24 protein-coding genes and 1 tRNA gene are annotated in these 23,368 nt (G+C 69.7%); 9 read left to right on the top strand and 16 right to left on the bottom strand.

Annotated elements, in window-relative coordinates; translation table 11 throughout:
• Window position 1: 1 nt before the first annotated feature.
• Window positions 2-2,284 carry a CHASE2 domain-containing protein gene (locus ACIPQB_RS07900; protein ID WP_446484653.1) on the top strand — a complete coding sequence of 761 codons (2,283 nt, stop codon included), beginning with the start codon at window positions 2-4 and terminating at the stop codon, window positions 2,282-2,284.
• A 140-nt stretch (window positions 2,285-2,424) separates the two neighbouring features.
• Here ACIPQB_RS07900 and ACIPQB_RS07895 read toward each other — a convergent pair whose 3' ends face one another.
• The 4 genes from ACIPQB_RS07895 to ACIPQB_RS07880 form a co-directional block, all read right to left on the bottom strand.
• Window positions 2,425-2,919, bottom strand: a complete 495-nt coding sequence (locus tag ACIPQB_RS07895; RefSeq protein WP_446484652.1) for a hypothetical protein — start codon at window positions 2,917-2,919, stop codon at window positions 2,425-2,427.
• Window positions 2,920-2,967: 48 nt separating this feature from the next.
• Complete coding sequence (locus ACIPQB_RS07890; RefSeq protein WP_446484651.1) at window positions 2,968-3,144, bottom strand: hypothetical protein; 177 nt, start codon at window positions 3,142-3,144, stop codon at window positions 2,968-2,970.
• Between the two features lie 12 nt (window positions 3,145-3,156).
• The gene (locus tag ACIPQB_RS07885; protein ID WP_446484650.1) at window positions 3,157-3,486 is read right to left on the bottom strand and encodes a hypothetical protein; all 330 of its coding nucleotides are present in this window, start codon (window positions 3,484-3,486) and stop codon (window positions 3,157-3,159) included.
• A gap of 122 nt (window positions 3,487-3,608) precedes the next feature.
• On the bottom strand, window positions 3,609-5,102 hold the full coding sequence (locus ACIPQB_RS07880) for an amino acid permease (RefSeq protein ID WP_446484649.1): 1,494 nt from the start codon (window positions 5,100-5,102) through the stop codon (window positions 3,609-3,611).
• A gap of 164 nt (window positions 5,103-5,266) precedes the next feature.
• Between ACIPQB_RS07880 and ACIPQB_RS07875 the strand changes: the two genes are divergently transcribed.
• Window positions 5,267-5,650: a VOC family protein gene (locus tag ACIPQB_RS07875; RefSeq protein ID WP_446484648.1), complete on the top strand. Its 384-nt coding sequence runs from the start codon at window positions 5,267-5,269 to the stop codon at window positions 5,648-5,650.
• On the opposite strand, the gene eutC is transcribed toward ACIPQB_RS07875, so the two are convergent.
• The 3 genes from eutC to ACIPQB_RS07860 form a co-directional block, all read right to left on the bottom strand.
• Complete coding sequence (gene eutC / locus ACIPQB_RS07870) at window positions 5,619-6,434, bottom strand: ethanolamine ammonia-lyase subunit EutC (RefSeq protein ID WP_446484647.1); 816 nt, start codon at window positions 6,432-6,434, stop codon at window positions 5,619-5,621. The genes ACIPQB_RS07875 and eutC overlap by 32 nt on opposite strands.
• Window positions 6,431-7,831, bottom strand: coding sequence for an ethanolamine ammonia-lyase subunit EutB (locus ACIPQB_RS07865; RefSeq protein WP_446484646.1), 1,401 nt, complete (start codon window positions 7,829-7,831; stop codon window positions 6,431-6,433). Before ACIPQB_RS07865 ends, eutC begins: the two co-directional genes overlap by 4 nt.
• A gap of 127 nt (window positions 7,832-7,958) precedes the next feature.
• Window positions 7,959-8,855, bottom strand: coding sequence for an alpha/beta fold hydrolase (locus tag ACIPQB_RS07860; RefSeq protein ID WP_446484645.1), 897 nt, complete (start codon window positions 8,853-8,855; stop codon window positions 7,959-7,961).
• 147 nt (window positions 8,856-9,002) lie between these two features.
• On the opposite strand from ACIPQB_RS07860, the gene ACIPQB_RS07855 reads away from it, so the two are divergent.
• Entirely contained in the window at window positions 9,003-9,899 is an 897-nt protein-coding gene (locus tag ACIPQB_RS07855) for a 3-keto-disaccharide hydrolase (protein WP_446484644.1), read from the top strand.
• A 392-nt stretch (window positions 9,900-10,291) separates the two neighbouring features.
• On the opposite strand, the gene ACIPQB_RS07850 is transcribed toward ACIPQB_RS07855, so the two are convergent.
• Window positions 10,292-10,666: a hypothetical protein gene (locus ACIPQB_RS07850; protein WP_446484643.1), complete on the bottom strand. Its 375-nt coding sequence runs from the start codon at window positions 10,664-10,666 to the stop codon at window positions 10,292-10,294.
• Between the two features lie 421 nt (window positions 10,667-11,087).
• Between ACIPQB_RS07850 and ACIPQB_RS07845 the strand changes: the two genes are divergently transcribed.
• The 4 genes from ACIPQB_RS07845 (at window position 11,088) to ACIPQB_RS07830 (ending at window position 15,633) form a co-directional block, all read left to right on the top strand.
• Window positions 11,088-14,207 carry a PAS domain S-box protein gene (locus ACIPQB_RS07845; RefSeq protein ID WP_446484642.1) on the top strand — a complete coding sequence of 1,040 codons (3,120 nt, stop codon included), beginning with the start codon at window positions 11,088-11,090 and terminating at the stop codon, window positions 14,205-14,207.
• A gap of 135 nt (window positions 14,208-14,342) precedes the next feature.
• Window positions 14,343-14,612: a hypothetical protein gene (locus ACIPQB_RS07840; RefSeq protein WP_446484641.1), complete on the top strand. Its 270-nt coding sequence runs from the start codon at window positions 14,343-14,345 to the stop codon at window positions 14,610-14,612.
• Window positions 14,613-14,986: 374 nt separating this feature from the next.
• A complete protein-coding gene (locus tag ACIPQB_RS07835; RefSeq protein WP_446484640.1) occupies window positions 14,987-15,277 on the top strand; it encodes a type II toxin-antitoxin system RelE/ParE family toxin in 291 nt (96 codons plus the stop codon).
• A 47-nt stretch (window positions 15,278-15,324) separates the two neighbouring features.
• Entirely contained in the window at window positions 15,325-15,633 is a 309-nt protein-coding gene (locus ACIPQB_RS07830; RefSeq protein ID WP_446484639.1) for an addiction module antidote protein, read from the top strand.
• Between the two features lie 26 nt (window positions 15,634-15,659).
• On the opposite strand, the gene ACIPQB_RS07825 is transcribed toward ACIPQB_RS07830, so the two are convergent.
• The 3 genes from ACIPQB_RS07825 to ACIPQB_RS07815 form a co-directional block, all read right to left on the bottom strand.
• Window positions 15,660-16,688 carry an MBL fold metallo-hydrolase gene (locus ACIPQB_RS07825; RefSeq protein ID WP_446484638.1) on the bottom strand — a complete coding sequence of 343 codons (1,029 nt, stop codon included), beginning with the start codon at window positions 16,686-16,688 and terminating at the stop codon, window positions 15,660-15,662.
• Between the two features lie 39 nt (window positions 16,689-16,727).
• Window positions 16,728-17,390: a peroxiredoxin gene (locus ACIPQB_RS07820; protein WP_446484637.1), complete on the bottom strand. Its 663-nt coding sequence runs from the start codon at window positions 17,388-17,390 to the stop codon at window positions 16,728-16,730.
• 339 nt (window positions 17,391-17,729) lie between these two features.
• Entirely contained in the window at window positions 17,730-18,734 is a 1,005-nt protein-coding gene (locus ACIPQB_RS07815) for a hypothetical protein (RefSeq protein WP_446484636.1), read from the bottom strand.
• 259 nt (window positions 18,735-18,993) lie between these two features.
• On the opposite strand from ACIPQB_RS07815, the gene ACIPQB_RS07810 reads away from it, so the two are divergent.
• Window positions 18,994-19,173 carry a hypothetical protein gene (locus ACIPQB_RS07810; protein ID WP_446484635.1) on the top strand — a complete coding sequence of 60 codons (180 nt, stop codon included), beginning with the start codon at window positions 18,994-18,996 and terminating at the stop codon, window positions 19,171-19,173.
• Between the two features lie 704 nt (window positions 19,174-19,877).
• On the opposite strand, the gene ACIPQB_RS07805 is transcribed toward ACIPQB_RS07810, so the two are convergent.
• Window positions 19,878-20,276, bottom strand: coding sequence for a RidA family protein (locus tag ACIPQB_RS07805; RefSeq protein WP_446484634.1), 399 nt, complete (start codon window positions 20,274-20,276; stop codon window positions 19,878-19,880).
• Between the two features lie 88 nt (window positions 20,277-20,364).
• Window positions 20,365-20,440: transfer RNA gene (locus tag ACIPQB_RS07800), tRNA-Ile, on the bottom strand.
• A gap of 205 nt (window positions 20,441-20,645) precedes the next feature.
• Here ACIPQB_RS07800 and ACIPQB_RS07795 point away from each other — a divergent pair.
• Window positions 20,646-21,395: an SIMPL domain-containing protein gene (locus ACIPQB_RS07795; RefSeq protein WP_446484633.1), complete on the top strand. Its 750-nt coding sequence runs from the start codon at window positions 20,646-20,648 to the stop codon at window positions 21,393-21,395.
• A gap of 121 nt (window positions 21,396-21,516) precedes the next feature.
• On the opposite strand, the gene ACIPQB_RS07790 is transcribed toward ACIPQB_RS07795, so the two are convergent.
• From ACIPQB_RS07790 to ACIPQB_RS07780, 3 genes are all read right to left on the bottom strand, one after another.
• Window positions 21,517-21,987 carry a hypothetical protein gene (locus ACIPQB_RS07790; RefSeq protein ID WP_446484632.1) on the bottom strand — a complete coding sequence of 157 codons (471 nt, stop codon included), beginning with the start codon at window positions 21,985-21,987 and terminating at the stop codon, window positions 21,517-21,519.
• 2 nt (window positions 21,988-21,989) lie between these two features.
• Entirely contained in the window at window positions 21,990-22,346 is a 357-nt protein-coding gene (panD, locus tag ACIPQB_RS07785) for an aspartate 1-decarboxylase (RefSeq protein ID WP_446484631.1), read from the bottom strand.
• A gap of 203 nt (window positions 22,347-22,549) precedes the next feature.
• On the bottom strand, window positions 22,550-23,224 hold the full coding sequence (locus tag ACIPQB_RS07780) for an Hsp20/alpha crystallin family protein (protein ID WP_446484630.1): 675 nt from the start codon (window positions 23,222-23,224) through the stop codon (window positions 22,550-22,552).
• Between the last annotated feature and the right edge of the window lie 144 nt (window positions 23,225-23,368).

Raw genomic sequence — 23,368 nt, 5'->3', positions numbered from 1 at the left:
CGTGGCGCGCCTTCGTCTTCCTCGTCGCCGCCTGCTGGGCTGGCTGCTGGTCGCGGCCCTGACCAGCCTGGCCCTGGCCGGCCTGACCGTCAGTCCGCTGACCGCCCGGCTGGACAGCATCCTCTATGACCGCCTGCAGCGCGCCTCCGGCCGCCCGGTCGACCCGTCGATCCTGATCGTCGGGGTCGACGAGCGCAGCCTGCGCGAACTGGGGGCCTGGCCGTGGTCGCGGGCCCGCCACGCGGCGATGATCGACCGACTGACCCAGGCCGGGGCCAAGGCGATCGTCTATGACGTGCTGTTCAGCCAGCCGGCCCCCAATCCCGCCGACGACGCGGCCCTGGCCACGGCCATCGCCCGCTCGGGCAAGGTCTATCTGCCGCAGTTCCTGGAGCCGTCCGGCCAGGCCGACGCGCCGCCGGTCCGGATCGGGGCCACGCCCCGGCTGGCGCGCGGCGCGGCGGGGGTTGGCCTGGTGCATGTGCGCTTCGACCCCGACGGCGTGGTGCGGCGCATGGCCCCGTTCGAGGCCGACGGTCCCGACCTGGTCCCCGACCTGATGACCGTGGTCCACCGCGCCACCAAGCCGCCCGGCGCGGCGGACGCCACCCGCGGCGCGGCCAACACCCTGCTGATCCCCTTCGCCGGACCGCCCGACCGCTATCGCCAGATCGCCTTTTCCAGCGTCCTGGCCGGCGAGGCCCCGGCCGAGCTGATCGCCGGCCGCACCGTGTTCGTCGGCCTGACCGCCCCGGGGCTGGGTCCGGCCTTCCCCACCCCCGTCACGCCGGACGCGGCCAGCATGACCGGCGTCCACCTGCAGGCCAGCGTGCTGGACGGCCTGCGCCACGGTCAGATGATCCGCCCCGCCAGCCTCGCCGCCCGCCTGGCCTTCGGGCTTGGCCTGCTGTGGCTGCTGCTGGCCGGGCTGCTGGCCCTGCCGCCGCGGGCCAACCTGCTGCTGCTGGGCGGCCTGTCGGCCCTGGCCTTGGGGGCCAGCGCCGCCCTGTTCGGCGCGGCCCACCTGTGGCTGTCGCCCGTGGCGGCGATTCTCGGCCTGGTTGGGGTCTCGCTGGTCTGGAGCTGGAGCCGGCTGGGCCGGGTCAGCGACTTCCTCGGCCACGCCTTGGACCGGCTGCGCCCGGCGCATTCGCCGCACGCGGTCGAGGCTGAGGCCGGCTTCGGCGGCGACCGGGTCGCCCGCCAGGCCCTCAGCCTCGGCGCGGCCATCACCCGGATCGACGACCTGCGGCGCTTCTCGGCCGACGCCCTGTTCAGCCTGCCCGACGCCACCCTGGTGGCCGACGCCGACCGCCGGGTGATCGCCGCCAACGCCGCCGCTCGCGCCCTGCTGGACGCGGCCCCATCGTCGCTGAAGGGGGCGCCGCTGGAGGGCTCGACCCTGGCCGAGGCGCTCAACGCCCTGGCGCCCCTGGGCCGCGGCTTCGCCCCGACCTGGCCGGCCGAGGTCGAGACCGGCCGCCCCCTCGACCTGCACCTGGCCGACGGCCGCGCCTTCCAGGTCCAGACCGTGTTCCGCCGCGACGAGGCCGGCGACAGCGCCGGCTGGATCCTGCGCCTGGCCGACATCACCCCGCTGACGGCGGCCATGCGCCAGCGCGAACAGGCCCTGCAGCTGCTGACCCACGACATGCGCTCGCCGCAGACCTCGATCCTGGCCCTGCTGGCCACCACCCCCGACCTGCCGGCCGAACTCGCCGAGCGGCTGGGAGCCTGCGCCCGCCGCACCCTGGCCTTGGCCGACGGCTTCGTGCAGCTGGCCCGGGCCGAAGTGACCCAGACGGTGCTGGAGCCGCTCGACGTCTGCGACGTGGCCACCGAGGCCGTCGACGAACTGTGGCCGCAGTGTCGCCAGCGCCGCATCGAGATCCGCCAGGAGGGCTGCGACGCGCCGCTGATGGTGCTAGGCGACCGCGACGTGCTGGCCCGGGCCCTGGTCAACCTGATCGGTAACGCGGTCAAGTACAGCCCCGAGGGCTCGCGGATCATCGTGCGGGCCGCCGTCGCGCCCGAGGCCGAGCGCTCCTTCGTCGAACTCGCCGTCGCCGACCAGGGGCCGGGCCTGACCGCCGAGGAAGCCGCCCTGGCCTTCCGGCCGTTCCAACGCTTCGAGCGTCCGGGGGCCGAGGCGGCCGGCGGCGCGGGCCTGGGCCTGGCCTTCGTCCAGGCCGCCGCCGCCCGTCACGGCGGCGCGGTGACCTGCGTCAGCCCGCCCGGCGCCGGCGCGACCTTCATCCTGCGGCTGCCGGAGGCGGTGGGCTGAGCGTATTGATTTTAGATCAAAGCGCTCTCCCCTTCTTCCGTCTTCCCGGCGAAGGCCGGGATCCAGATTCATCCAGAGCGGCTCGTGGGTTTCACCTGGGCCCCGGCCTTAGCCGGGGAGACGGGGATTTGGGAGGCGCTCTAGCCCTTGCCCGACGCCGTCACCGCCGTCACCAGCCGCTCGGCCAGGTCCGTCGGGTCGGCGCTGGAGGTCCGCACGCCGGCCCAGGCGGCCGGCTTGCCGGTGGCGACGTCGAGCACCACCAGGGTGGCGGTGCGGTTCGGGCCGCGGCGCGACCACGGGCGAAGCCTGACCGGGGCGCTGCGCCAGGCCGGTTGCGGACCGACGGCCGTAGCAACGCCGACGGCGGGATCAGCGGCGGCGACCGCCACCTGCACCAAATAGACGGGAGCCTTCGCGCCCGAGGCGTCGGCGCCGCCGGCCACCAGTCGCGCCATCACCCGGGTTTCGATCGCCCTGGCCAGGGCGGCGTCGGGTCCGGACGGGGTCGCCTGGCCGCCCTGCAGGGTCACGGCTCGGCCGGCCAGGACCGGCAGGACGCCCTCGCCCGCCAGGCGCGGAGCGGTCGCGCAGCCGGCCAGGGTCAGGGCCAGGGCCGCGATCAGAATACGCACGTGTGTCGGTTCCCCCGGCGAAGACTCGGTCCTGCGACTTCTAGCGCCCTAGGATCGCCCCATCCAGCCCAGCAGCCGCCACACGCCCCAGCCGATGGCCGTCCACAGAGTCAGGCTGACCAGGCCGGCCATGCACAGGAACGCCACCCGCGGCCGGCCGTCGGCCGTCCGGTGCGGCGCCGGATCCAGTCCCAGGCGATCGGCGACGCCTTGCAGGAGGGTCATGAATTCCATGGCTCATCCGGCCCCGTGGCCGCCGTCGCGCAGCAGACCGTAGGCCTGGTCGGTCAGCGCCCAACGCTGGCTGCCGGGTCCATAAGGCAGATGCAGCAGGCCGGCGCCGCGCGGGTCGCTGGTCGCGCAATAGGCGGCGAAGGCCGCGTCCAGGTCGCGCCGCAGCGCGTCCGACGGACGAAAGATCCCTCGCCGCCTGGCGACATAGGCCACCACCAGGTCGCGATGCGCCGCCCCGCCCAGGTCGAGCAGGGCCTGGAGAATCTCGGCGGCGGCCGGGTTGAGGATCGCCACCCCGCTTCCGGCTTCGCCAAGACCTCTGGTCGCGACCATCATCCGGCCCATGTTCGCCCCCGTTGTCCCGGAGGCAGTTAAAGGCCAGGAATTCGATCACCACCAGAGGTGGAGGACGTGATTTTACAATGCGTTACATTGAACGGGGCGCCCGTCTCTCGTCAGTGCGTCTCGTAGGCCGCCTTGCCGCCGCTGATGGCGAAGGCCTCCTCCGGCGACAGCACTAGCTTCTTGCGCCCGAACAGGGCGAAATAGGCGATGCCGACCGCGAACCAGATCGCCACCCCGATCACCCCGGTGCGATAGATCGGGTCCTTCAGCTGGTAGAAGATGGTCACCAGCGAGATGGCCACCGTCAGCCCCGCCCCGGTCAGGCCGAAGCGGCTCTTGTAGGGACGCTCCAGGTCGGGGAACTTGCGGCGCAGCAGGATGAACGACAGGCCCTGGGCCAGGTAGGACAGCATGGCCCCGAACACCGCCATGTTCAGCAGTGTGCCGCCGATCACGGCCGCGCCCTTCTCGGCCCCGAGGATGAACCACACCGCCAGCATCACCGCCAGGCCCGCCAGGGCTCCGGTGATCAGGGCCACGTCCGGGGTCTTGCGCACCCCGTGGGTCACCGACAGGGCGCGGGGGAAGTAGCCCGCCCGCGACAGCGAATAGATCTGCCGGCCATAGGCGAAGATCACCGCATGGAAGCTGGCGACCAGGCCGGCCACCGCCACCGCCGCCAGCACCTTGGCCAGGCCGCCGCCATAGATGGTGCGGAAGCCTTCCAGGATCGGCTCGCCCGACTTGGCCAGGGCGAAGGTCCCCGGCGAAATGGCGCTGTTGAGCCACAGCACCAGCAGGGCCGAGACGATCAGGGTCGAGACGCCCAGGATGATGCCCTTGGGCAGGTCGCGGGCCGGGGTGTGCGACTCCTCGGCCGCCAACGGCAGCTGCTCGATGGCCAGGAACAGCCACACCGCGAACGGCAGCTGGGCCAGGGCCCCGCCCATGCCGGCCGGCAGGAACGGCCCGTGGCCGTCCTTCAGCTCGGTGCCGCCCGGACCGACGTTCATGGCGTATTTGAAGAAGTCGGCGTGCGGCAGGGCGCTGACCCAGAACACCGCCAGGCAGGCCAGGGCCAGCAGGGTGACGAACACCGTGAACTTGAACGACATCGCCACCCCGCCGGCGTTCAGCCCGACGAAGATGGCGTAGGCCCCGATCCAGTAGAGCGGCTGCACCCAGGCCGGCGTCTCGAAGATGCCGCCCAGATAGCTGCCGATGAAGAAGCAGACCACCGCGGCGGTCAGCACATATTCGACGTTCTCGCACAGGCCGGTGATGAAGCCGCCCCAGGGGCCCATGGCGGCCCGGGCGAAGCTGTAGGCCCCGCCGGTGTGCGGTTGGGCCGCGGCCATCTCGGCGATCGAGAAGGTCAGGCCCAGGTACATGACGGTGATGATCAGGGTGGCGACCAGCATGCCGCCCCAGCCGCCGGTCCCCATGCCCAGGTTCCAGCCCGAGAACTGGCCGGCGATCACCGCCCCCACCCCCAGAGCCCACAGCGAGAACACCCCCGCATAGCGCTTGAGTCCGCGCTTGTCGAAATAGGCGTCGTCGACCTGTTCGTAGCTGACGCCGCCGCCGGCGGTTTCTTCGCTCATGGACATCCCCTCTGCGCAAATCCTGAGAGGAGCTTGCGCGCCGGACGCCGCGACAGCGACTCCGCGCGCCCTCGAACCGTCGTTTGAACGACAGGCGTTCACTATTTCGGCGCCCTGCGATCCTGGGGTGCAAAAGGCGGGCGGCGACCTGCTATGGATGGGCCATGATCACCATCGACTATCTCGATCACCTGGTCCTGACCGTCGCCAGCCTGGAGGCGACCACCGCCTTCTATCGCGACGTGCTGGGCATGCGGGTCGAGACCTTCGACGACGGCCGCACGGCCCTGGTGTTCGGCGGCGAGAAGATCAACCTGCACGAGGCCGGCCACGAGTTCGAGCCCAAGGCCGCCCGGCCCACCCCCGGCTCGGCCGACCTGTGCTTCGTCGCCTCGACGCCGCTGGAGGCGGTGATCGTCCATCTCGAGGCGCTGGGCGTCGAGATCGTGGACGGGCCGGTCCGGCGGACGGGCGCCTCGGGACCGATCCTGTCGGTCTATGTCCGCGACCCGGACCTCAATCTGATCGAGATCTCGAACCTGGTGTGAGGTCACCCTCTCCGGGGAGAGGGCGAACAATCGCCCCCTCCAGCAACGCCGTATCGCTCTCGTCCTTCAGCGCCACTCCGGTCAGGCCCAGCCTCAAGGCCTCGCGGGCGTGCCAGGCCAGCTTGAAGGCCGCGGCCGCGTAGCTCAGGCCTTCGCCGCGGATGTTGGAGACGCAGTTGCGCTCGGCGTCGGTGCGGCCGATGCGGGGGGCGAAGGTGATGTAAGCGCCCAGGCTGTCGGGCGAGGACAGGCCCGGCCGCTCGCCGACCAGCAGGATGACCAGCCGCGCGGCCAGGGCCTCGCCGACCGCGTCGCCGAGGGCCACCCGGGCCTGGCGGGCGATCACCACCGGTCCCAGCCGCCAGCCGGCGGCGCGGACGGCCGGCAGCAGGGCCTGGACCAGCGGCGCGGCATGGGCGTGGACGGCGGTGCTGGACAGGCCGTCGGCGACGACGATGGCCAGGTCGCAGGGCCCGGGCGGCAGGGCCGCGCGCCCGGCCTCGGACAGGGTCCGGCCCAGGTCGGGCCGGCGCAGATAGGCGGCGCGGTCGGGGGCGGCGCTGTCGACGATCACCGTCTCCAGGTCCAGGGCCCGCAGCGCCGCCGCCGTCGCCTCGGCCTCGAACGGGGTGTGGACCGCGTCGCGGGCCTGGGCGTGGGCCAGGGCCAGGGCCAGCACCTCGCGGGTGGGCAGGCTGGCGCCGCTGCGGCCCAGGGCGATGCGGGCCGGGGTGTGGCGGCGCAGGGCGGTCCAGGGGTCGGGGGTGACCGGCGGCGCGCTCACGCCCCAGCGCCCATTTTGGCCTCGGTCCCGGCGGTCAGCAGCGGATGGCCGGCGGCGCGCGGGGCCAGGCGGCCGTCCGCCCCGACGATCCGCGACCGCTGCAGCCAAGCCTCGAACTCCGGGGCCCGCTGGCGGCCCAGCAGCTCGCGGACATAGAGGGCGTCGTGGAACGAGGTCGACTGATAGTTCAGCATCACGTCGTCGGCCCCCGGCACGCCCATGATGAAGGTCACGCCCGCCGCGGCCAGCAGGGTCAGCAGGCTGTCCATGTCGTCCTGGTCGGCCTCGGCGTGGTTGGTGTAGCAGACGTCGACCCCCAGCGGCGCGCCCAGCAGCTTGCCGCAGAAATGGTCCTCCAGCCCGGCCCGGATGATCTGCTTGCCATCATAGAGATATTCGGGACCGATGAAGCCGACTACGGTGTTGACCAGCAGCGGCGCATAGGCCCGGGCGACGCCATAGGCCCGCGCCTCCAGGGTCTGCTGGTCGACGCCGTGGTGCGCCCCGGCCGACAGGGCCGAGCCCTGGCCAGTCTCGAAATACATCACATTGTCGCCGACCGTGCCGCGGTTCAGCGAGCGGCCGGCGTCGAGCCCCTCCTGCAGCAGGGCCAGGGTCACCCCGAAGCTGGCGTTGGCGGCCTCCGTACCGGCGATCGACTGGAACACCAGGTCGACCGGCGCGCCGCGCTCGATCAGCTGGATCGCCGTGGTCACGTGGGTCAGGACGCAGGACTGGGTGGGAATCTCGAAGCGCTGGATCAGGTCGTCCATCAGCCGGGTCAGGTCGCCCAGCACCGACAGGTTGTCGCTGGCCGGGTTGATGCCGATCACCGCGTCGCCGCAGCCGTACAGCAGGCCGTCGAGGATCGAGGCGGTGACCCCGGCCGGATCGTCGGTCGGGTGGTTGGGCTGCAGGCGCACGGCCATCGTCCCGGGCAGGCCGATGGTGTTGCGGAACTTCGTGACCACCCGGCACTTGGAGGCGGCCAGGATCAGGTCCTGGTTGCGCATCAGCTTGCTGACCGCCGCGACCATCTCCGGCGTCAGGCCGGGCGCCAGGCGGGCCAGGGCGGCCGGCGTGGCCAGCTCCGACAGCAGCCAGTCGCGGAAGCCGCCGACGGTCAGGGCGGCGACCGGGGCGAAGGCCTCCAGGTCATGGCCGTCGAGGATCAGGCGGGTGACCTCGTCGGTCTCGTAGGGCACCAGGGCCTGGCTGAGGAACGCCTTCAGCGGCACGTCGGCCAGGGCCATCTTGGCGGCGACATTGTGCTGGGCGCTGGTGGCGGCGATCCCGGCCAGGGCGTCGCCGGACCGCAACGGCGAGGCCTTGGCCATCAGATCGGCCAGGCCGTCGAAGGTCCAGGTGGTCGCTCCAAGCGTCGCGCGATAGGCCATGGCGGCAGGGTGGCGCCGATCGGGAGCGGGCGAAACCCCGGGCGGCGGCCGGCCGGCGTTCGGGCCGGACCTGCACCCCAGGTGATCGCGCCGCGGCCATTTCGCCTAACGGACGCGCTTCGCCGCCTTAGGCGATCTGCCGCGCCCGGGCCGCGGCGGTCCTGACGGCGTCGACGAAGGCCTCGTGCACGGCGTCGGGCAGGTCGTGGCCCAGGCCGGCGATGATCCGCAATTCCGCGCCGGGAATGCTCGCGGCGGTGTCCCGGCCGCCCTCCACCGACACCAGGGGATCGTCGGCGCCATGCAGCACCACGGTTGGGACCGCGATCGCGCTCAGGGCCCGGCGACGGTCGCCCGAGGCGATCGCCGCCGCCATCTGCCGCGCGATGCCGGCCGGGTGGTAGGCGCGTTCGATGTCGGACCGCAGGCGCGGCCGCTCGATCGCCGGATCGACCGGCCAGGCCGGGCTCTGGACAGCGATCTGGGCCCTCAGCGCGTGGTCGGTCAAACTGTCGAGGTCGGCGGCGGCCGGGCGCGCGAACAGCACCGCCTGCACCTCCGGGCGGGCCGGCGGCACGGCCGGATTGCCGGTGGTCGACATCACCGAGACCAGCGACAGCGCCCGGGCCGGATGCCGGACGGCCACGGTCTGGGCGATCATGCCGCCCATCGAGACTCCGACCAGATGGGCCCGGGCGATGCCCAGGGCGTCGAGCAGGCCCACGGCGTCGTCGGCCATGTCGTCGAGCCTGTAGGGCAGGTCCGGCTCGTCCCCCCGGGCCAGGGCCCCGAACACCGCCGGCAGGTCGGGCGTCCCGGCGGCGTCGAACCGGGTCGACAGGCCGATGTCGCGATTGTCGAAACGCACGACCCGGAAGCCCTCCTCGACCAGCCGGTCGATCAGCGACGGCGGCCAGCGGGTCAGCTGCTGGGCCAGGCCCATGATCAGCAGCACGACCTCGCCGGTCTCCGGGCCGCTGGTCTCGTAGGCGATCTCGATTCCGTTGGCGGCGGCGGTGGGCATGAGGCGTTCCTTCCGGGGACGGGCAAGCTCTCACGTTTGATCGCGCCGCGCCAAGCCTTGCGGTCGGTCCCTCTACGACCATGGGCGGTCTTGAAGCGACAACGCTGTCAGCTAGTCTGCGCCGTCGCGACCGAAGCGGGAGGAAACATGCTCAAGGCCCTGACCCTCGTCCTGACCGTCTCGGGGGCGCTGGCCGCGGGACCCGCCCTGACCGCGCCGGCCGCCGCCCCCCTCGCCCTGGTCGACGTTCCCAAGCCGGCGGGACCGGCCGTAGCGCTGTTCAACGGCCAGGACCTGAAGGACTGGGACGCCTGGCTCGGCTATCGCGACCCGGCCCTGACCTATACCGCCCCGGCGATCGCCCCGATCGGCGCGACGGCGGAGGGCGCGCAGGTGTTCAAGGCGGTGATCGAGGACGGCCGGCCGGCCCTCTATGTCAGCGGCAAGACCTGGGGCAGCCTGGTGCGGCGAGGCGACTTCCATGACTACCACCTGCGCCTGCAGTTCAAGTGGGGCCCCGGCCGCTGGCCGCCGCGCCAGGTCCTGCCGCCCAACAACGGCCTGCTCTATCACTCGCACGGCGCGCCCGGCGCGGTGTTCGGCACCTGGCGGCCGGCCGTGGAGTTCGAGATCATGCAGGGCTCGACCGGCATGGTCGTGCGGGTCGGCGAGACAGTCAGCGGCAAGGTCACGGCCGTCGACGACGCCAGCCTGATCGCGCCGCACCTGCGCTTTTCCCTGGCCGGGCGCGAAGTCACGGTGGCGACGCCGAACTGGAACGTCGAGGCGGCGACGGACGCCGAGAAGCCGGCCGGCCAGTGGAACACCCTCGACCTCTATGTGGTGGGCGACCGCGCCGTCCACGTGGTCAACGGCGTGCCGGTGATGGAAGTCCACGACCTGCGGGCGCGCAACGGCGACGGAGGTCCCGCCCTGCCCCTGACTCACGGCGCGATCCAGCTGCAGTCAGAGGGGGCCGAGACCTTCTTCCGCGACATCACCCTGGAGCCGATCACCGCCCTGCCGAAGATCGTAGCGCGGTAGCAGGGCGCGCGCCGGCTCGCGGTGAGATTCAAGGCCCGAGGCTCATCAGCGGCCTGAATCTGTAGACAGCAGGATGGGGCCAGCGGAACCACCGTGCGTCCTTCGAGGCCCTCCTGCGGAGGGCGCCTCAGGATGAGGAAGTCAGCAGAGGTCCTCATCCTGAGGTGCGAGCCCCGGATTACGGTGGATTACGGTGACGGGATTACGGATTACGGGATTACGGTGACAGGGATTACGGTGACGGGATTACGGTGACGGATTACGGTGACAGTGCACTTAATTCGCGCTTAGACTTGCGCCCGGCATGGGGCGCGACTGAGCGATCGGCCCGATCGGCGCCAATTAGTGCACTGTCACCGCAATAGGACCTCTTAGCTGAACGACGATCCGCCTTAGGCCGGTTCAGGCTGTTTCGCCGTGGCCTTTAGATGGCTCACATAGGCCTCGTCGGTCGTGAAGGGGATCTCCTTCACGTCGATCAGCAGCCGCTTGTTCTGGCCGACGATCAGGATCTTGGGCAGGAACAACCCGTTGAACGTGCCGCGCACGGCGTAGGGCGTCGTCCCCTGCCCCAGCGGGCCCGTCCAGCCCATCACGTCGACGGCCAGGCCGCCGACGAAGTGGGGATCGCGGACCAGCTGGATGTTGCTGGTGAAGTTCGGCGCATTGCCCTTGACCGAGACGCTGAAGAAGCCCGGCGCGCCGAGCCCCGTCCAGACATAGGTCGCTTCCGCCGTATCAAAGGGCTCAGGACCATAGAAACCCATGACGTTCTCCCTTTTATGATTGATCGTCGGCCCAGCCTGACGGCCGGTGCGGACGAGGGCGACGCCGAGGACCGGCGGGCCTCGGCTCCACATATGCGCGTCTGATGCGTTCATTGCTAGTTAAAATTGTATAGAGTCTCCAGAGGACCTCGCGCCGGTCGGCGGCTGATCCGTGCAACTTCTGGAGGCCAGACACAGCGCCCGAGCGGTTTTCCGGCGGGGCGGCGCGCTCCCGGCGAGCGATGACAGGAAAAACCATCATTTTACTTGGTCATTATCCGGATACCGCCAGATTTATTCGAAACCTTCCCAGATCTGACCCACGACCATAGGTCGATCTGTCGCACCCCCGCGGCATCTATTCCTGACCACTCCTTAAGCCCTAAAGGTAATAGTCGCCGCAAAAGACGTCGGGGACCGCATGTTCAACGTCCTGCTTTGCATATCGGGCGGACACGACTGGCGACTGGTCGTGATCGCGGCGCTGGTCTGCGTCCCGACCACGCTGGCGACCTTCTTCCTCTACGCCAAGGCGCTGTCCTTCCCGGCGTCCGGACGCTGGGTCTGGCTGGCCATGGCCGGGATCGTCGCCGGCTCCGGCATCTGGACGACCCACTTCATCGCCATGCTGGCCTTCAAGACCGGCCTGCCGGTCGGCTATGCGCCGCTGGCGACGCTCGGCTCTCTATTGGTCGGCGTGATCGGCGCGACCCTCGGCTTCGCCCTGGCCTCGACGATGACCCACGCCCCTCGACCCGGCCTGCGGGCCGCCGTCGGCGGCGGCGCGGTGGGCTCGAGCATTGCGGCCATGCACTATGCGGGCATGGCCGGCTACCGGACGGCCGGCGTGCTGCACTGGGACGGCCGCTATGTCCTGGCCTCGGTGGCGATCGGCTCGATCCTGGCCGGCGCGGCGCTTCTGGTCGCCCGGCCCAAGGCCCGATGGGACCGCCTGGCGGGGGCCGGCGGCCTGCTCAGCCTGGCCGTCATCGGCATGCACTTCACCGGCATGACCGCCGTGACCATCCTACCCGACCCCACCGTCATGGTTCCCGCCGCCCTGATGTCCGACCCGGTGATCGTGGCGATCACCGCCGCGGTCATGGCGCTGATCCTGATCACGGTGATCAGCGGCGCGGCCATCGACGCCGCCAGCCGCGGCAGCCTTCGGCGTCTGCGCGAGGCGCTGGACGTCATGCCCGAAGGCCTGGCCTTCTACGACGCCGCCGACCGGCTGGTCGCCTGGAACGCCCGCTACGCCGACCTGTTCCAGGTCGGCGACGCGACGCTGGCGGTCGGCCTGCCGTTCGCGGAACTGCTGGCCCGCAACGTCGCCCAGGGCGTCTATGCCGAAGCCGTCGGCCGCGACGCCGAATGGATCGCCGAACGCCAGGCCGCCCGCTGGGGCGCGCCGCGCAGCCTGACCCACAAGACGGTCTGCGGCCGCTGGCTGCGGGTCACCGAGCGCCGCACCGCCGACGGCGGCACGATCTCGGTCAGCGTCGACATCACCGACCTGAAGGTCGCCGAGGCGGCGATGACCGAAGCGCGCGACCGGGCCCAGGAACTGGCCCGCCAGGCCGAGGTCGCCGAGACCGTGGCCGGCCTTGGCCACTGGCGCGTGGACGTTCCGACCCGCCAGGTGACCTGGTCGCCCCAGATGCACCGCATCCACGGTCTGCCCCTGGACACGCCGCTGGACGGCGCGGTGCTCAGGAACATGACCCACCCCGACGACGCCGACCTCATCCCCCAGGTCTGCCGGCGGCTTACCACCGACGCGATCAGCGAGACCGTGACCACCCGGATCATCCGCCCCAATGGCGAGGTCCGGCACCTGTCCGGGCGGGTCTATATCGAACATGACGCCGACGGCCAGGCGCGCACCGTCATCGGCACGGTCGTCGATGTCACCGACCAGAAGGCGGCCGAGGCGGCGCTGGCCGAGAGCGAAGGCCGCTTCCGCCGCCTGGCCGTCAACGCCCCGGACATCATCTGCGAGAGCCGACTCGACGGCGTGCTGACCTATGTGTCGCCGGCCAGCCTGGCCATCACCGGCTTCGCGGCCGAGGAACTGGTCGGCCGCAACTTCCTGTCGCTGATGCATCCCGAGGACGGCAAGAAGGTCCGCGACATGTGCCAGGCGGTGTTCGGCTCCAAGGGCCGGATGGCGGCCTGGCCGATCGAATTCCGCGCCCGTCACAAGTCCGGCGACCTGCTGTGGCTGGAGTGCAAGCCGACCCTGTGCGTCGATCCCGCCACCGGCCGCTTCACCGGCCTCAACGACGTGATCCGCGACATCACCCCCCGCAAGGCCCTGGAGACCCAGCTGCGCGAGGCCCGGGCCGAGGCCGAGGCCGCCGCCCAGGTGAAGGGCGAGTTCCTGGCCAATATGAGCCACGAATTGCGCACGCCCCTGACCAGCATCGTCGGCTTCACCGGCCTGGCCGCCGAGCAGCCCGGCCTGACCGACCTGACCCGGCAGTATGTCGAGCGGGTCGCCGACGCCAGCCGCGCCCTGCTGTGCACGGTCAACGACATCCTCGACTTCTCCACCCTCGAGGCCGGCCAGATCAGCATCCATCCGCAGCCGGTGTCGATCGCCCGGCTCTGCCGCGAGACCCTGGACCTGTTCGCGCCCCAGGCCGGGGCCAAGGACCTCGACCTGGCGCTGGACGGCGATGGCTCCAGCGACGGCGACGACCTGGTGGTCGGGGTCGATCCCGACCGCGTCCGCCAGATCCTGCTCAACCTGGTCGGCAACGCCGTCAAGTTCACCGCCGCGGGCGGCGTCACCCTGCGCACCCGCTACGACCGCGCGGCCCGGATCCTGCGGGTCGAGGTGATCGACACGGGGGCCGGGGTCTGCGCGGACAAGCGCGACCGGCTGTTCAAGCGCTTCTCCCAGGTCGACGGCTCCTTGACCCGGGCCCAGGGCGGCACCGGTCTGGGCCTGGCGATCTGCAAGGGCCTGGTCGAGGCCATGGGCGGCCAGATCGGCGTCGACAGCCGTGAGGGCCAGGGCTGCTGCTTCTGGTTCGAGATTCCCGCTCCGCCGGCCGCAGCCGCGACTGACCCGGCCCCGTCGGCGCGCGGGCCGATGGGCCTGGCCGGCCTGCGGGTGCTGGTCGTCGACGACCATCCGGCCAATCGCGAGCTGGGACGGCTGTTCCTGGCCGGGGTCGGGGCCGAGATCGCCGAGGCCGCCGACGGCGAGGAGGCGGTGGCCCGCGCCGCCGAGCAGCCCTTCGACCTGATCCTGATGGACGTGCGCATGCCCCGGCTCGACGGCCCCGGCGCCCTGACCCGCATCCGCGCCTCGGCCGGCCCCAACGCCGCCACGCCGATCCTGGCCTTCACCGCCGACGCCGACCAAGACTCCGTCCGCGGTCTGGTGGCCGCCGGCTTCCACGGCGTGGTCACCAAGCCCCTGACCCCGGCCGGCCTGATCCGGGCGGTGATCGAGGCGGTGGGCGGCGAGGCGGCGAACGGCGACGAGCCCGCCGCGCCGGGCCGGCGGGCGCGATCCCGGGGACGGTGACGGCCGGTCGCGCCGACGGAACCCGAGGCCTGTGCGTCCCGCTTGGCGACCGGAGCCGCCAAGGCCTCGCTTGTTTAGTCGGACGCAACCTATGCGACCTATTGTCACGACAAGGCAATAGGGAGGAAGACGACCATGCAGACGACCTATGTGAGCCGTGTGAGCGTCGCCGTGACCGAGGACATGACGATACTCTGCACGGTCGGACCGGGCGGCCCGGTGACGGACGGGGCGATCCAAGCGACCGAGGCGGGGCGTTTCGTGATGACGCACAAGACCATGCGGGATCTGGCCAAGATCCTGGCCGAGCATGTGGCCCAGCTCGACGATCGCGAAAAGGCCCTGCTCAGCGAACGCCGGACCATCGAGGCCGGGGCCGGACAGGAACGCCGTCCGCTCCAGTAGACCGCCGCCGTCGGTCGCGTCCAGGCTGAGTTCCCGCCGCCGATCCGCCCCCTGCCGGTTCGTGGTCCCGGCCGCAGGACAGACGGCCTCCGCCTTGGCTGAAATTAGGATTACCGCAATCTCTGCGGCAGAATGTCGCGAAGCTTCCGCACGCCTGCCAGCGGCGAAGCACAGGCCGGCTCCCCGATTGTCCGATCGCTCGGAGCCGGCCGCCCTTGCGGGGTCGGCGCGGTCCCGGGCGGTAGCGGCGCCTATCCTTCTGGTTCTTTGCACCTGGCGTCAAAAACACGCACACAGGCGGGTCGATCAAAAATCGTATCCTGAAGGATACAAAACGACTTGCATCCGCCGCGTATCCCATGGGATACAGTGGCGTGATTGAAGTTCAGGCGACCGCCGAATTCACCGAATGGCTCGAAAGCCTGAAGGACGTTCGAGCCGTCCAGGCGATCGCCGGGCGCTTGTCGCGGTTCGAACTCGGGCTGCTTGGCGACGTTCGACCCGTGGGCGAAGGCGTGGGCGAGGCGCGGATCCATTACGGATCAGGCTTTCGGGTGTACTTCGTCCGGCGGGGCGACGTGCTGATCGTCGTCCTCTGCGGAGGCGACAAGCGGACGCAGGACCGGGATATCGAGAAGGCGAAGGCCTTGGCGAGGGGCCTCTGATCCTCGCCGACCAGGGTGTCGCCAGCACCCGAACGAGAGATGACCTGATGACCGGCAAGACGAAGACGACGCGGTTTGACGCAGCCAAGTACATCGACACCCCCGAGGCGGTCATCGCCTTCCTGGAGGACGCGCTGGAAAGCGGCGATGCGGGCTACGTGGCCCACGCGCTGGGTATCCTCGCGCGATCGAAAGGCATGACGGTGGTCGCCGAGAAGGCCGGCCTTGGCCGCGAGAGCCTGTACAAGGCCCTGAAGGACGGCGGCAACCCGCAGTTGGATACGGTGCTGAAGGTGGTCCAGGCCCTGGGCCTGCGCCTGACGACCGCACCGACGAAGGTGCATGAAGCCGCCTGAGAACCGTTGAAAACGGGAGCCGCCCCTCACGCCTCCACCGGATACCCCCCGTCCCGCCAGGTCTTCATGCCGCCGTCCAGGGCCGTGGCGCGCATGAAGCCCAGCTGGCGCAGGGTCGCCGCGGCCAGGGTCGAGATCTTGCCGAACTCGCAGCAGGTGACGATGCGCATCGTCGGGTCGGGGATCTCGTCATTGACCCGCAGCTCCAGCTGGCCGCGCGGCAGGTGGCGGGCGCCCGGGATGTGGCCGGCCAGGAAGGCGCCGGCCTCGCGCACGTCGAGCACCAGCAGGTCGTTGGGCCGGTCGGCCAGGCGACGGCTCAGCTCGGCCATGCCGATGTGCGGCACCTGGGCGGCGGCCTCGGCCAGCAGCTGGCCGACGGTCTTGCCGCCGGTCATGTTGGTGCGCAGCGCCTCGGTCATGTGGGTGGGGGCGGCCAGGCTGAGCTCGCGCATCATCTGGGTGAAGGCGGCGCGGTCGCGCTTCTGCAGGCGCGGATTGTCGGCGATCTCGGCCCCGAGCGTCGAGCAGCCGCGGCCCTTGTAGTCGTGGGCCGGATAGATCCGCAGGGCCGGGTCGAGCAGCAGCAGCTTGCCGAACAGGCTGTCGTACAGCTGGTCGGGATCTCCGGTCGGCAGGTCGGTGCGGCCGGTCCCGCCGATCAGCAGGGTGTCGCCGGTGAACACCCGGTCCTCGACCACCAGGCACATCGAATCCCGCGTGTGCCCCGGCGTGTGCAGGGCCCGGATGCGCAGTTCGCCAACGATCAGCAGGTCGTCGTCGTCGAGGCGGAGGCCGGCGTGCGGCGCAGGACTGGCCGAATGCATCACCACCGGGACGCCGAGCAGTTCGCCCATCGGCTTGGCGGCCGAGAAATGGTCGGCGTGGGTGTGGGTGTCGACGATGTAGCGGATGTGCAGGCCGTCGCGGGCGGCCAGGGCGCGGTAGCGGTCGATCTGGCTGATCTCCGGATCGATCAGCACCGCGCTCAGCGTCGCCTCGCAGCCGACGAGGTAGGACTGGCAGCCGCCCGTGGCGATCTGTTCGAACAGCAATCCAGCCTCCCCCGATCGAGCCGCCCCGCCCCGCCGCCGTCAGCCCTCGGGCTGGGCGACGACGCGCAGATAGGGCTTCAGCGTCTTCCAGCCGTCCGGATATTTCAGCTTCGCCTGCTCGTCGCTGACCGAGGGCGGGATGATCACGTCCTGGCCGGGACGCCAGTTGACCGGCGTGGCCACGGTGTGGCGGGCGGTCAGCTGGCAGGAGTCCAGCAGCCGCAGCACCTCGTCGAAATTGCGCCCGGTGGTCATCGGATAGACCAGCATGGCCTTGATCTTCTTGTCCGGACCGATGACGAACACCGCCCGCACGGTGGCGTTGTCGGCCGCCGTCCGGCCCTCGGAGGTCGCGCCCTCGATCTCGGGCAGCATGTCGTAGAGGGTGGCGACCTTCAGGTCGGTGTCGCCGATCATCGGATAGTTGACGGCGTGGCCCTGGGTCTCGGCGATGTCGTCGGCCCAGCGCGCATGGTTCTCGACCGGATCGACGCTGAGGCCGATGATCTTGGTGTTGCGCTTGTCGAACTCCGGCTTCAGCCCGGCCATGTAGCCCAGCTCGGTGGTGCAGACCGGGGTGAAGTCCTTGGGGTGCGAGAACAGGATCGCCCAGCCGTCGCCGATCCACTGATGGAAGTCGATCGGGCCCTGGGTGGTCTGGGCCGTGAAGTTCGGGGCCTCCGAATTGATCCGCAAGGACATGGGTCGGTCTCCGTTCGAGGTGGTGCGGCGGGCGCGCGGGCGGGGCCGAACAGCCGGCCGAAAACGCGTCCCGATCGCTTAAGCTTAAGGCCGGCATCGTCTTGCGAAGGGCCCGCCTTGGCAACAGGAAACCGGGGGTGGAGTGTATTTTAGGCCGGGCGGCGACCATTTGGCGGAGGTGCGGAATCTGGCGGCGACGCGGCGTTCATCACGGAATGCGAACACCGAGGGCGCCGTTTACTCTGGCCGGACAAGCGGGGTCGCTGTCCGAAGTACGTCACGGTAATTCGGGAATTAAATGCGCTGTCACCGTAATTCCACCGTAATTCCCAAAAACGGCTACCGGCGAGGCGCGGTCAGCATTACCTTTCCCACGCCCTTGAAGCGCTGGATCACGTCCGCGTACGGTAGTTTTGGCGGGGGCTCGATGCCGTTCATCGAAATAATCGTTAGGTTCTGATCGCGGCGCCGGATCATCAAATCCGGCATCCCGATCCATCCGGCTTTCTGAAGGTGACCGACCATCGCTCGGCGAAGGCCGTTCGTCACGATATCCACGAGTTCCAAACCCGGCTCCGCATCCGTCGAGAACCGGAAATCGCCGAACACCTTGCGCAAATCGACGCTCATTCGAGGCCGGTCGCTCGGCTCTATGTGTGGAAGCAGATATTCTGGAATCTCGTCGTGCAAGAACGGTGCGAAGTGCGACCAGTCAGCATCTTTGAGAAACCCCGCAGGCTGACGGAGCGACGAAGCTTGGAGATAGGGGAACATCACAAAGCTCCACCATTTCTCCCAAGGCGTCGCATCAACCATCGGCTCCTTCCCATCGACAACCCATTTGAACTGCGCCAATTCACGCGGGAACCGCTGAGCGAAATAGTTCGGGATGTGGGTGTACACCTCCCTCAGAAGCTGGAAGTTGGCCGTGCTCTGAACAAAGCCCGGAAGCTTCATGGCCTCCAATTCCGCACGAAGCTGGGCCGCGCCCTTGTGGGTGTTCTCGTGATGCTGGGGCGTCAGGTTACGTGTCAGCCCGTCCGCTAGGCTGGCTTGGTGAGCCTTCAGGCCACCGACCGTGTGCATCCCCATTTCGACAACCACGGCCTCGAACAAGACCGAGTGGCAACGCAACATCTTGATGACTTCGGCGACGTGGAGTTCGCTCAACTGGCGCCCCTTCACCTCACCCCTGCGCGGCCAGATTTTGCGACGCAATTTGGTGTAGTTGGCGAAGAGCTCGTCGAGCTTGTGGTCTGGGATGATGAGCGCGCCTACCACCGAAGGGCTCGGCATCTTGTCGGCGACTTGGAACGCACCCGACTCATCTATGAAGATGTGCATGGCCGATCATACCAGCTGGAGGCGAGTCTCGATAATCGTGGTAGCGAACCGGTCCGCGTCGATCACGCCGACTACGCCCAGCGCGCCTACAACATATGTACCACCGAGAAAATTCAGTGAAATCAGCGGTGCGACCGCTTCTGACAGTGAACATACATAGAACATCCCCGTTCATCTGACGTCTAACTATGTGCGAGCCGCGCGAGCGGAGCGATTCGCGGTTAACGAATTAGTCCTCTTCAATGATGGACTCGGTCAATTGGCCTCCAAGAAATCCAAAGCCAAGAAACAGCGGAAACTCCAAAAGCAGTTGAAGCGCGAACGGCGTGTGAGCGTGACGGTGAACCTCAATCAGCCGAAGCGATCCAGCGGCCTCGTCCGGATGTTGTCCCGACTGTTCAAGGTCGCGGCCTCGGCAATCGTCCTGTTCCACATCTGATTACTGAAGCTGAAGGCGCGGGCGATAATCAGGAAACAGGGATGAGGGACACACACTCATTCCCCCCACGGCCTTTCATCCAATATTTGCGTTGGCGGAAGTGAGCGTGTGTCCCTCAAGCCCGTGAAAAAATTCTCCGCACCGCTCCCGGCGTGTTTCCTGAGCAAATTCAACACGCCAAAATCGTTTATCCTCCCCCTTTCCCGCCGCCCCCATAATCAACCCACTTCAAGGCGATGGGGAGGGCGTGAGGCCTGCGACCTTCGCGGCCTTGGGGGGCGGTCGAGCGGGACGCGCTCGTCGGCGGCGGTTCTGCAAGGAGCCGCGACCTCGTCATCTGGTGCCGGCCGGGCCCGTTTACGGATACGGCGTTGACGAAGGGCCGATGAGAGCGACAGGCACGGGGAGACCCGTGCGTTCCGGGACCGGGCTTCGTGGGCCCGGCCCGCCCGTCGGGGGCCAAGACCGGCGAGGTCCGAACAGGACCGACCGCCGGACGCTCCCGAAGAACGATCGCGCGGAGCGTCGGTCCTGGTCGAAACGGTAATTCTTACAAAGCTTCCGGGCCTGGCCCGGCGCTCCGCCTCCCTCCCACACCTTCAGCGGCCCGCCGCGTGAGGCGGCAAAGTCGCGTCCGAAAGGAGACCCTGATGCCCAGATCCCAGACCCGCGCCCTCTCGAAGATCCGCCCGCCCTGTCGCGACCTACTCATCCACAACCGCGAACGCATCGACCTCGATGAGATAACCAGGAGAAAGGGCGGTGACGCCCATGAGGACGTCGGCGGGCTTGTGATCGCCGAACAGCCCGACTCGCGCCTCCTCGATGATCGACAGATGGCGGTCGCGGTCGTAGCCAACGACATGGATCGTGATCTTCGCCACGTGCTCGGGACCGGCGCCGGCGGCGGCAAGGGCTCGGCCGAGGTTGGCGAACACCTGGCGGGCTTGAACCGCCAGGTCGCCGGGGCCGACAAGCTTCCCGTCGACATCTTCCGGTTCCTGACCCGCGACAAAAATGAGCTTGGCGCCCCTTGCGACGATGACTTGAGTATAGGTCGTCGGGGTCGGCAGATCGTGCGGGTTGATGCACTCGAGCGTCATCTGTTCTCTACTCCCTTGATAGCTTCGCCGTTCCGCTGTTCGGGCCGATCGAAATGCGCCTCTGCACCGCTGCGCCCCAGGAGGCGGGTGGTAGGCCTGGAGGGACTCGAACCCCCAACCAGACCGTTATGAGCGGTCGGCTCTAACCATTGAGCTACAGGCCCCCAGGACCCAGGGCGAGCGCGGCGCGCGTCCCGTGCGGGAGGACGGGTCGATTAGCATGGGCTGCACGGCGCTTAAAGGTCCGGTTCAGGTTGGGGCTGTCATCAGGAAGCCATCAACCGTCGGTCACGCTTGCCGCGGCCGCAACCCCAGACGCCCCAGGCCGCCGCTCCGGCGGCGCAAGGCGTCCGCCTGGAGAACAAGTTCATGACCGCCCTCGTTTCCCGTCCCGTCGCCCTGGTCGCCTCCGCGGCCCTGGCGGGCGTCCTGCTGGCCGCCGCGGCCGCCCTGCCCGCCCGCGCCCAGAGCGTGTCGGACGCGGCGTTCCGGGCCACCACCCTGAACCTGTCGGCGTTCGGCGAGACCGCCATCGCCCCCGACCTGGCGACCATCACCCTGGGCGTGCAGAACGACGCCCCGACCGCCGCCCAGGCCCTGACCGCCAACGCCGCCCAGATGGCCAGGGTGGTCGCCGCCCTGAAGAAGGCCGGGATCGCCGAGCGCGACATCCAGACCTCGACCCTCACGGTCAGCCCGCAATATGTCTATGAGCAGAACAAGCCGCCGCGGCTGACCGGCTACCAGGCCAGCAACCAGGTGACTCTGCAGGTGCGCGACCTGGCCCGGCTGGGCCAGACGGTCGACGCCACGGTGAGCGCGGGGGCGACCAATGTCGGCGGGATCAGCTTCGGCCTGCAGGATCCCAAGACGGCCGAGGACGCCGCCCGGCGCGAGGCGGTCAAGGCCCTGCAGGCCAAGGCCGACCTCTACGCCCAGGCCTCGGGCTATCAGATCGTGCGGCTGGTCAACCTCGCCGAGGGCGGCGGCTATGCGCCCGCCCCGCCGATGCCGATGTACGCCATGGCCAAGCGCGAGATGGCCGATTCCAGCCAAGTGTCGGGCGGCGAGCTGAAGGTGCGGATCGACGTCTCGGCGACCTATGAGCTGGCGAAGTAGATGCTGGAGCCCTCCCCCTGGATGGGAGAGGGTTGGGTGGGGGTGACTGCGGCCTTGCCGGCGGAACCGCCGCGTCACCCCCATCCCCGGCCCTTCCCCCATCAAGGGGGAAGGGAGAGTCCTACAGCCCCGCCTTCTCGAAGGCGCGTTCGACGCGTTCCTGGACTTCGCGGCCGGGCAAGGCGCGCTCGCCCTCCATCACCGCCACATAGGTCAGGCGGCGGTCGGGCCTGCCGTCGGCGATCGGCGCCGGGCCCATGGCCCAGCCGACGGTGTTGGCGCCGCCGGTCCCGGTCGGGCAGCTGGCGAAGCGGGGCGGCTTGCCGATCGCGCCCTCCAGCACGGTCTGGGCCGTGGTCGTGGTCCCCTGGCAGCTCGGCAGCTGGCGGGCGCAGGTGATGTAGCCGCCGGCCCGCCAGACCAGCCGGCCCTTGGAGTCGCCGACCAGCACGCAGGTGTTGGGCCCGCCGATGGCCCGGCCCACCGCCTCGGTCAGCCGGTCGCCGTCGACCCCGGCCGGCAGCTTGGGCGCGCAGGCGGCCAGGCCCAGGCCCGTCGCGGCCAGCAGGGCCAGGACGGCGGCGGCGCGCATCCTCAGGCGGCCTTCTTGATGCGGTTGCCGTCGTCCAGCAGCACCACGGTGGGGGCGTAGTTGCGGGCCTCCTCGGCCGGCATCTGGCAGTAGGTGACGACGATGACGGTGTCGTTCTTCTGCACCAGCCGGGCGGCCGCGCCGTTGACCCCGATCACCTTGGAGCCGCGCGGGGCCTCGATGGCATAGGTGGTGAAGCGGGCGCCGGTGGTGATGTTGAGCACGTCGACCTGCTCGTTGGGCAGGATGCCCGAGGCGTCCAGCAGGTCGCGGTCGATGGCGATCGAACCCTCGTAGTCGAGGTCGGCCTGGGTGACGGTGGCGCGGTGAAGCTTGGCCTTCATCATCGTCAGCAGCATGGCGATATCCCCCTATCCTTTTGAAACGCATGGGATTTGCCGGGTCGCCACACACATGACCCGCGATCAGACAGGCCATATAGACAGGATGGCGCGGCCATTCAATCGCGCCGCGTCAATCAGCGCATCTGCGAACAGGCGGCCGCAAGGGCCGGCCCAGTCGGCCGGCCCCGCTCCGCGGAGGTCTGGAGAGACCGATAGCCCTAGTGGCGAACGGCCCCGGCGGGGGCGTTTTCCGTCGGCGCGGCCTTGGGCAGGACGATCTCCAGCACGCCATGGCGCATCGCGGTGGTCATCCGTTCCGGCGCCACGCCGGGCGGCAGTGGGAAGCTGCGCTCGAACTGGCCGAACCAGCGCTCGCTGCGGCGATAGGTCGAGGTCGCCGCGTCCTGCTCCTGAGCCTTGCGGCCCTGGATGCGCAGCAGGCCGTCCTCGGCCGAGACCTTGATGTCCTGTTCGGTCAGGCCGGGCAGTTCGACCGACACCACGCAAGCGTCGGCGGTCTCCTTGACGTCGACCGAGGGCAGGTCGAGGAACGGGGCCGGGGTCAGCAGCCGCGAGACCTGCGGCGCGCGCAGGCCGCTGGCGGCGTCGCGCCAGAACGCCTGGCTCAGGCGCGCCATGCCCGACAGCACCTGGTTGAACGGCTCCAGCGCCTGCTCCCACAGGCGGATCGAGGCCAGGGTCGTCTGGCGGGCGGCCGCCGCCAGTTCGCCGCCCTCCTGGGTCAGGGCGATGTCGCCTTCCCGGGCCTGGCGCCCGCCGTCGTCGGGGCGGAACGAGGCCGGCTCGGCGGCTGGCGAGGGGGAAGGTTCCGCTCGCCTTGGCGGGGGGGCGGCGGAGGGCTTGGACACGGTTTCGCTGTGCGGATCGGCCATGATCGGGCTCCCTGCAATGATCCTGGTCACGGCCGACAATCTATACCCGGCTGGGCGGCGACACACCCCTCGTCCCGATCACAACATCTTGCCGGACGGCCGTTGAACCTAGGGGCCGGTCAGGCGCTGGACCATGGCCGGCAC

This window comes from Caulobacter sp. LARHSG274, from assembly GCF_052871235.1.
This window is presented reverse-complemented; position numbering and strand designations above follow the sequence as displayed.

Coding starts and splice junctions, on each gene's coding strand:
- ACIPQB_RS07880 (WP_446484649.1), bottom strand. CDS start 5,102: ATGAGCGAAGAAACCGCCGGCGGCGGCGTCAGCTACGAACAGGTCGAC.
- ACIPQB_RS07855 (WP_446484644.1), top strand. CDS start 9,003: ATGCTCAAGGCCCTGACCCTCGTCCTGACCGTCTCGGGGGCGCTGGCC.
- ACIPQB_RS07805 (WP_446484634.1), bottom strand. CDS start 20,276: ATGACGCTCGAGTGCATCAACCCGCACGATCTGCCGACCCCGACGACC.
- ACIPQB_RS07840 (WP_446484641.1), top strand. CDS start 14,343: ATGCAGACGACCTATGTGAGCCGTGTGAGCGTCGCCGTGACCGAGGAC.
- ACIPQB_RS07815 (WP_446484636.1), bottom strand. CDS start 18,734: ATGCACATCTTCATAGATGAGTCGGGTGCGTTCCAAGTCGCCGACAAG.
- ACIPQB_RS07795 (WP_446484633.1), top strand. CDS start 20,646: ATGACCGCCCTCGTTTCCCGTCCCGTCGCCCTGGTCGCCTCCGCGGCC.
- ACIPQB_RS07875 (WP_446484648.1), top strand. CDS start 5,267: ATGATCACCATCGACTATCTCGATCACCTGGTCCTGACCGTCGCCAGC.
- ACIPQB_RS07865 (WP_446484646.1), bottom strand. CDS start 7,831: ATGGCCTATCGCGCGACGCTTGGAGCGACCACCTGGACCTTCGACGGC.
- ACIPQB_RS07820 (WP_446484637.1), bottom strand. CDS start 17,390: ATGTCCTTGCGGATCAATTCGGAGGCCCCGAACTTCACGGCCCAGACC.
- ACIPQB_RS07890 (WP_446484651.1), bottom strand. CDS start 3,144: ATGACCCTCCTGCAAGGCGTCGCCGATCGCCTGGGACTGGATCCGGCG.
- ACIPQB_RS07850 (WP_446484643.1), bottom strand. CDS start 10,666: ATGGGTTTCTATGGTCCTGAGCCCTTTGATACGGCGGAAGCGACCTAT.
- ACIPQB_RS07830 (WP_446484639.1), top strand. CDS start 15,325: ATGACCGGCAAGACGAAGACGACGCGGTTTGACGCAGCCAAGTACATC.
- ACIPQB_RS07790 (WP_446484632.1), bottom strand. CDS start 21,987: ATGCGCGCCGCCGCCGTCCTGGCCCTGCTGGCCGCGACGGGCCTGGGC.
- ACIPQB_RS07780 (WP_446484630.1), bottom strand. CDS start 23,224: ATGGCCGATCCGCACAGCGAAACCGTGTCCAAGCCCTCCGCCGCCCCC.
- ACIPQB_RS07885 (WP_446484650.1), bottom strand. CDS start 3,486: ATGGTCGCGACCAGAGGTCTTGGCGAAGCCGGAAGCGGGGTGGCGATC.
- ACIPQB_RS07845 (WP_446484642.1), top strand. CDS start 11,088: ATGTTCAACGTCCTGCTTTGCATATCGGGCGGACACGACTGGCGACTG.
- ACIPQB_RS07860 (WP_446484645.1), bottom strand. CDS start 8,855: ATGCCCACCGCCGCCGCCAACGGAATCGAGATCGCCTACGAGACCAGC.
- panD (WP_446484631.1), bottom strand. CDS start 22,346: ATGCTGCTGACGATGATGAAGGCCAAGCTTCACCGCGCCACCGTCACC.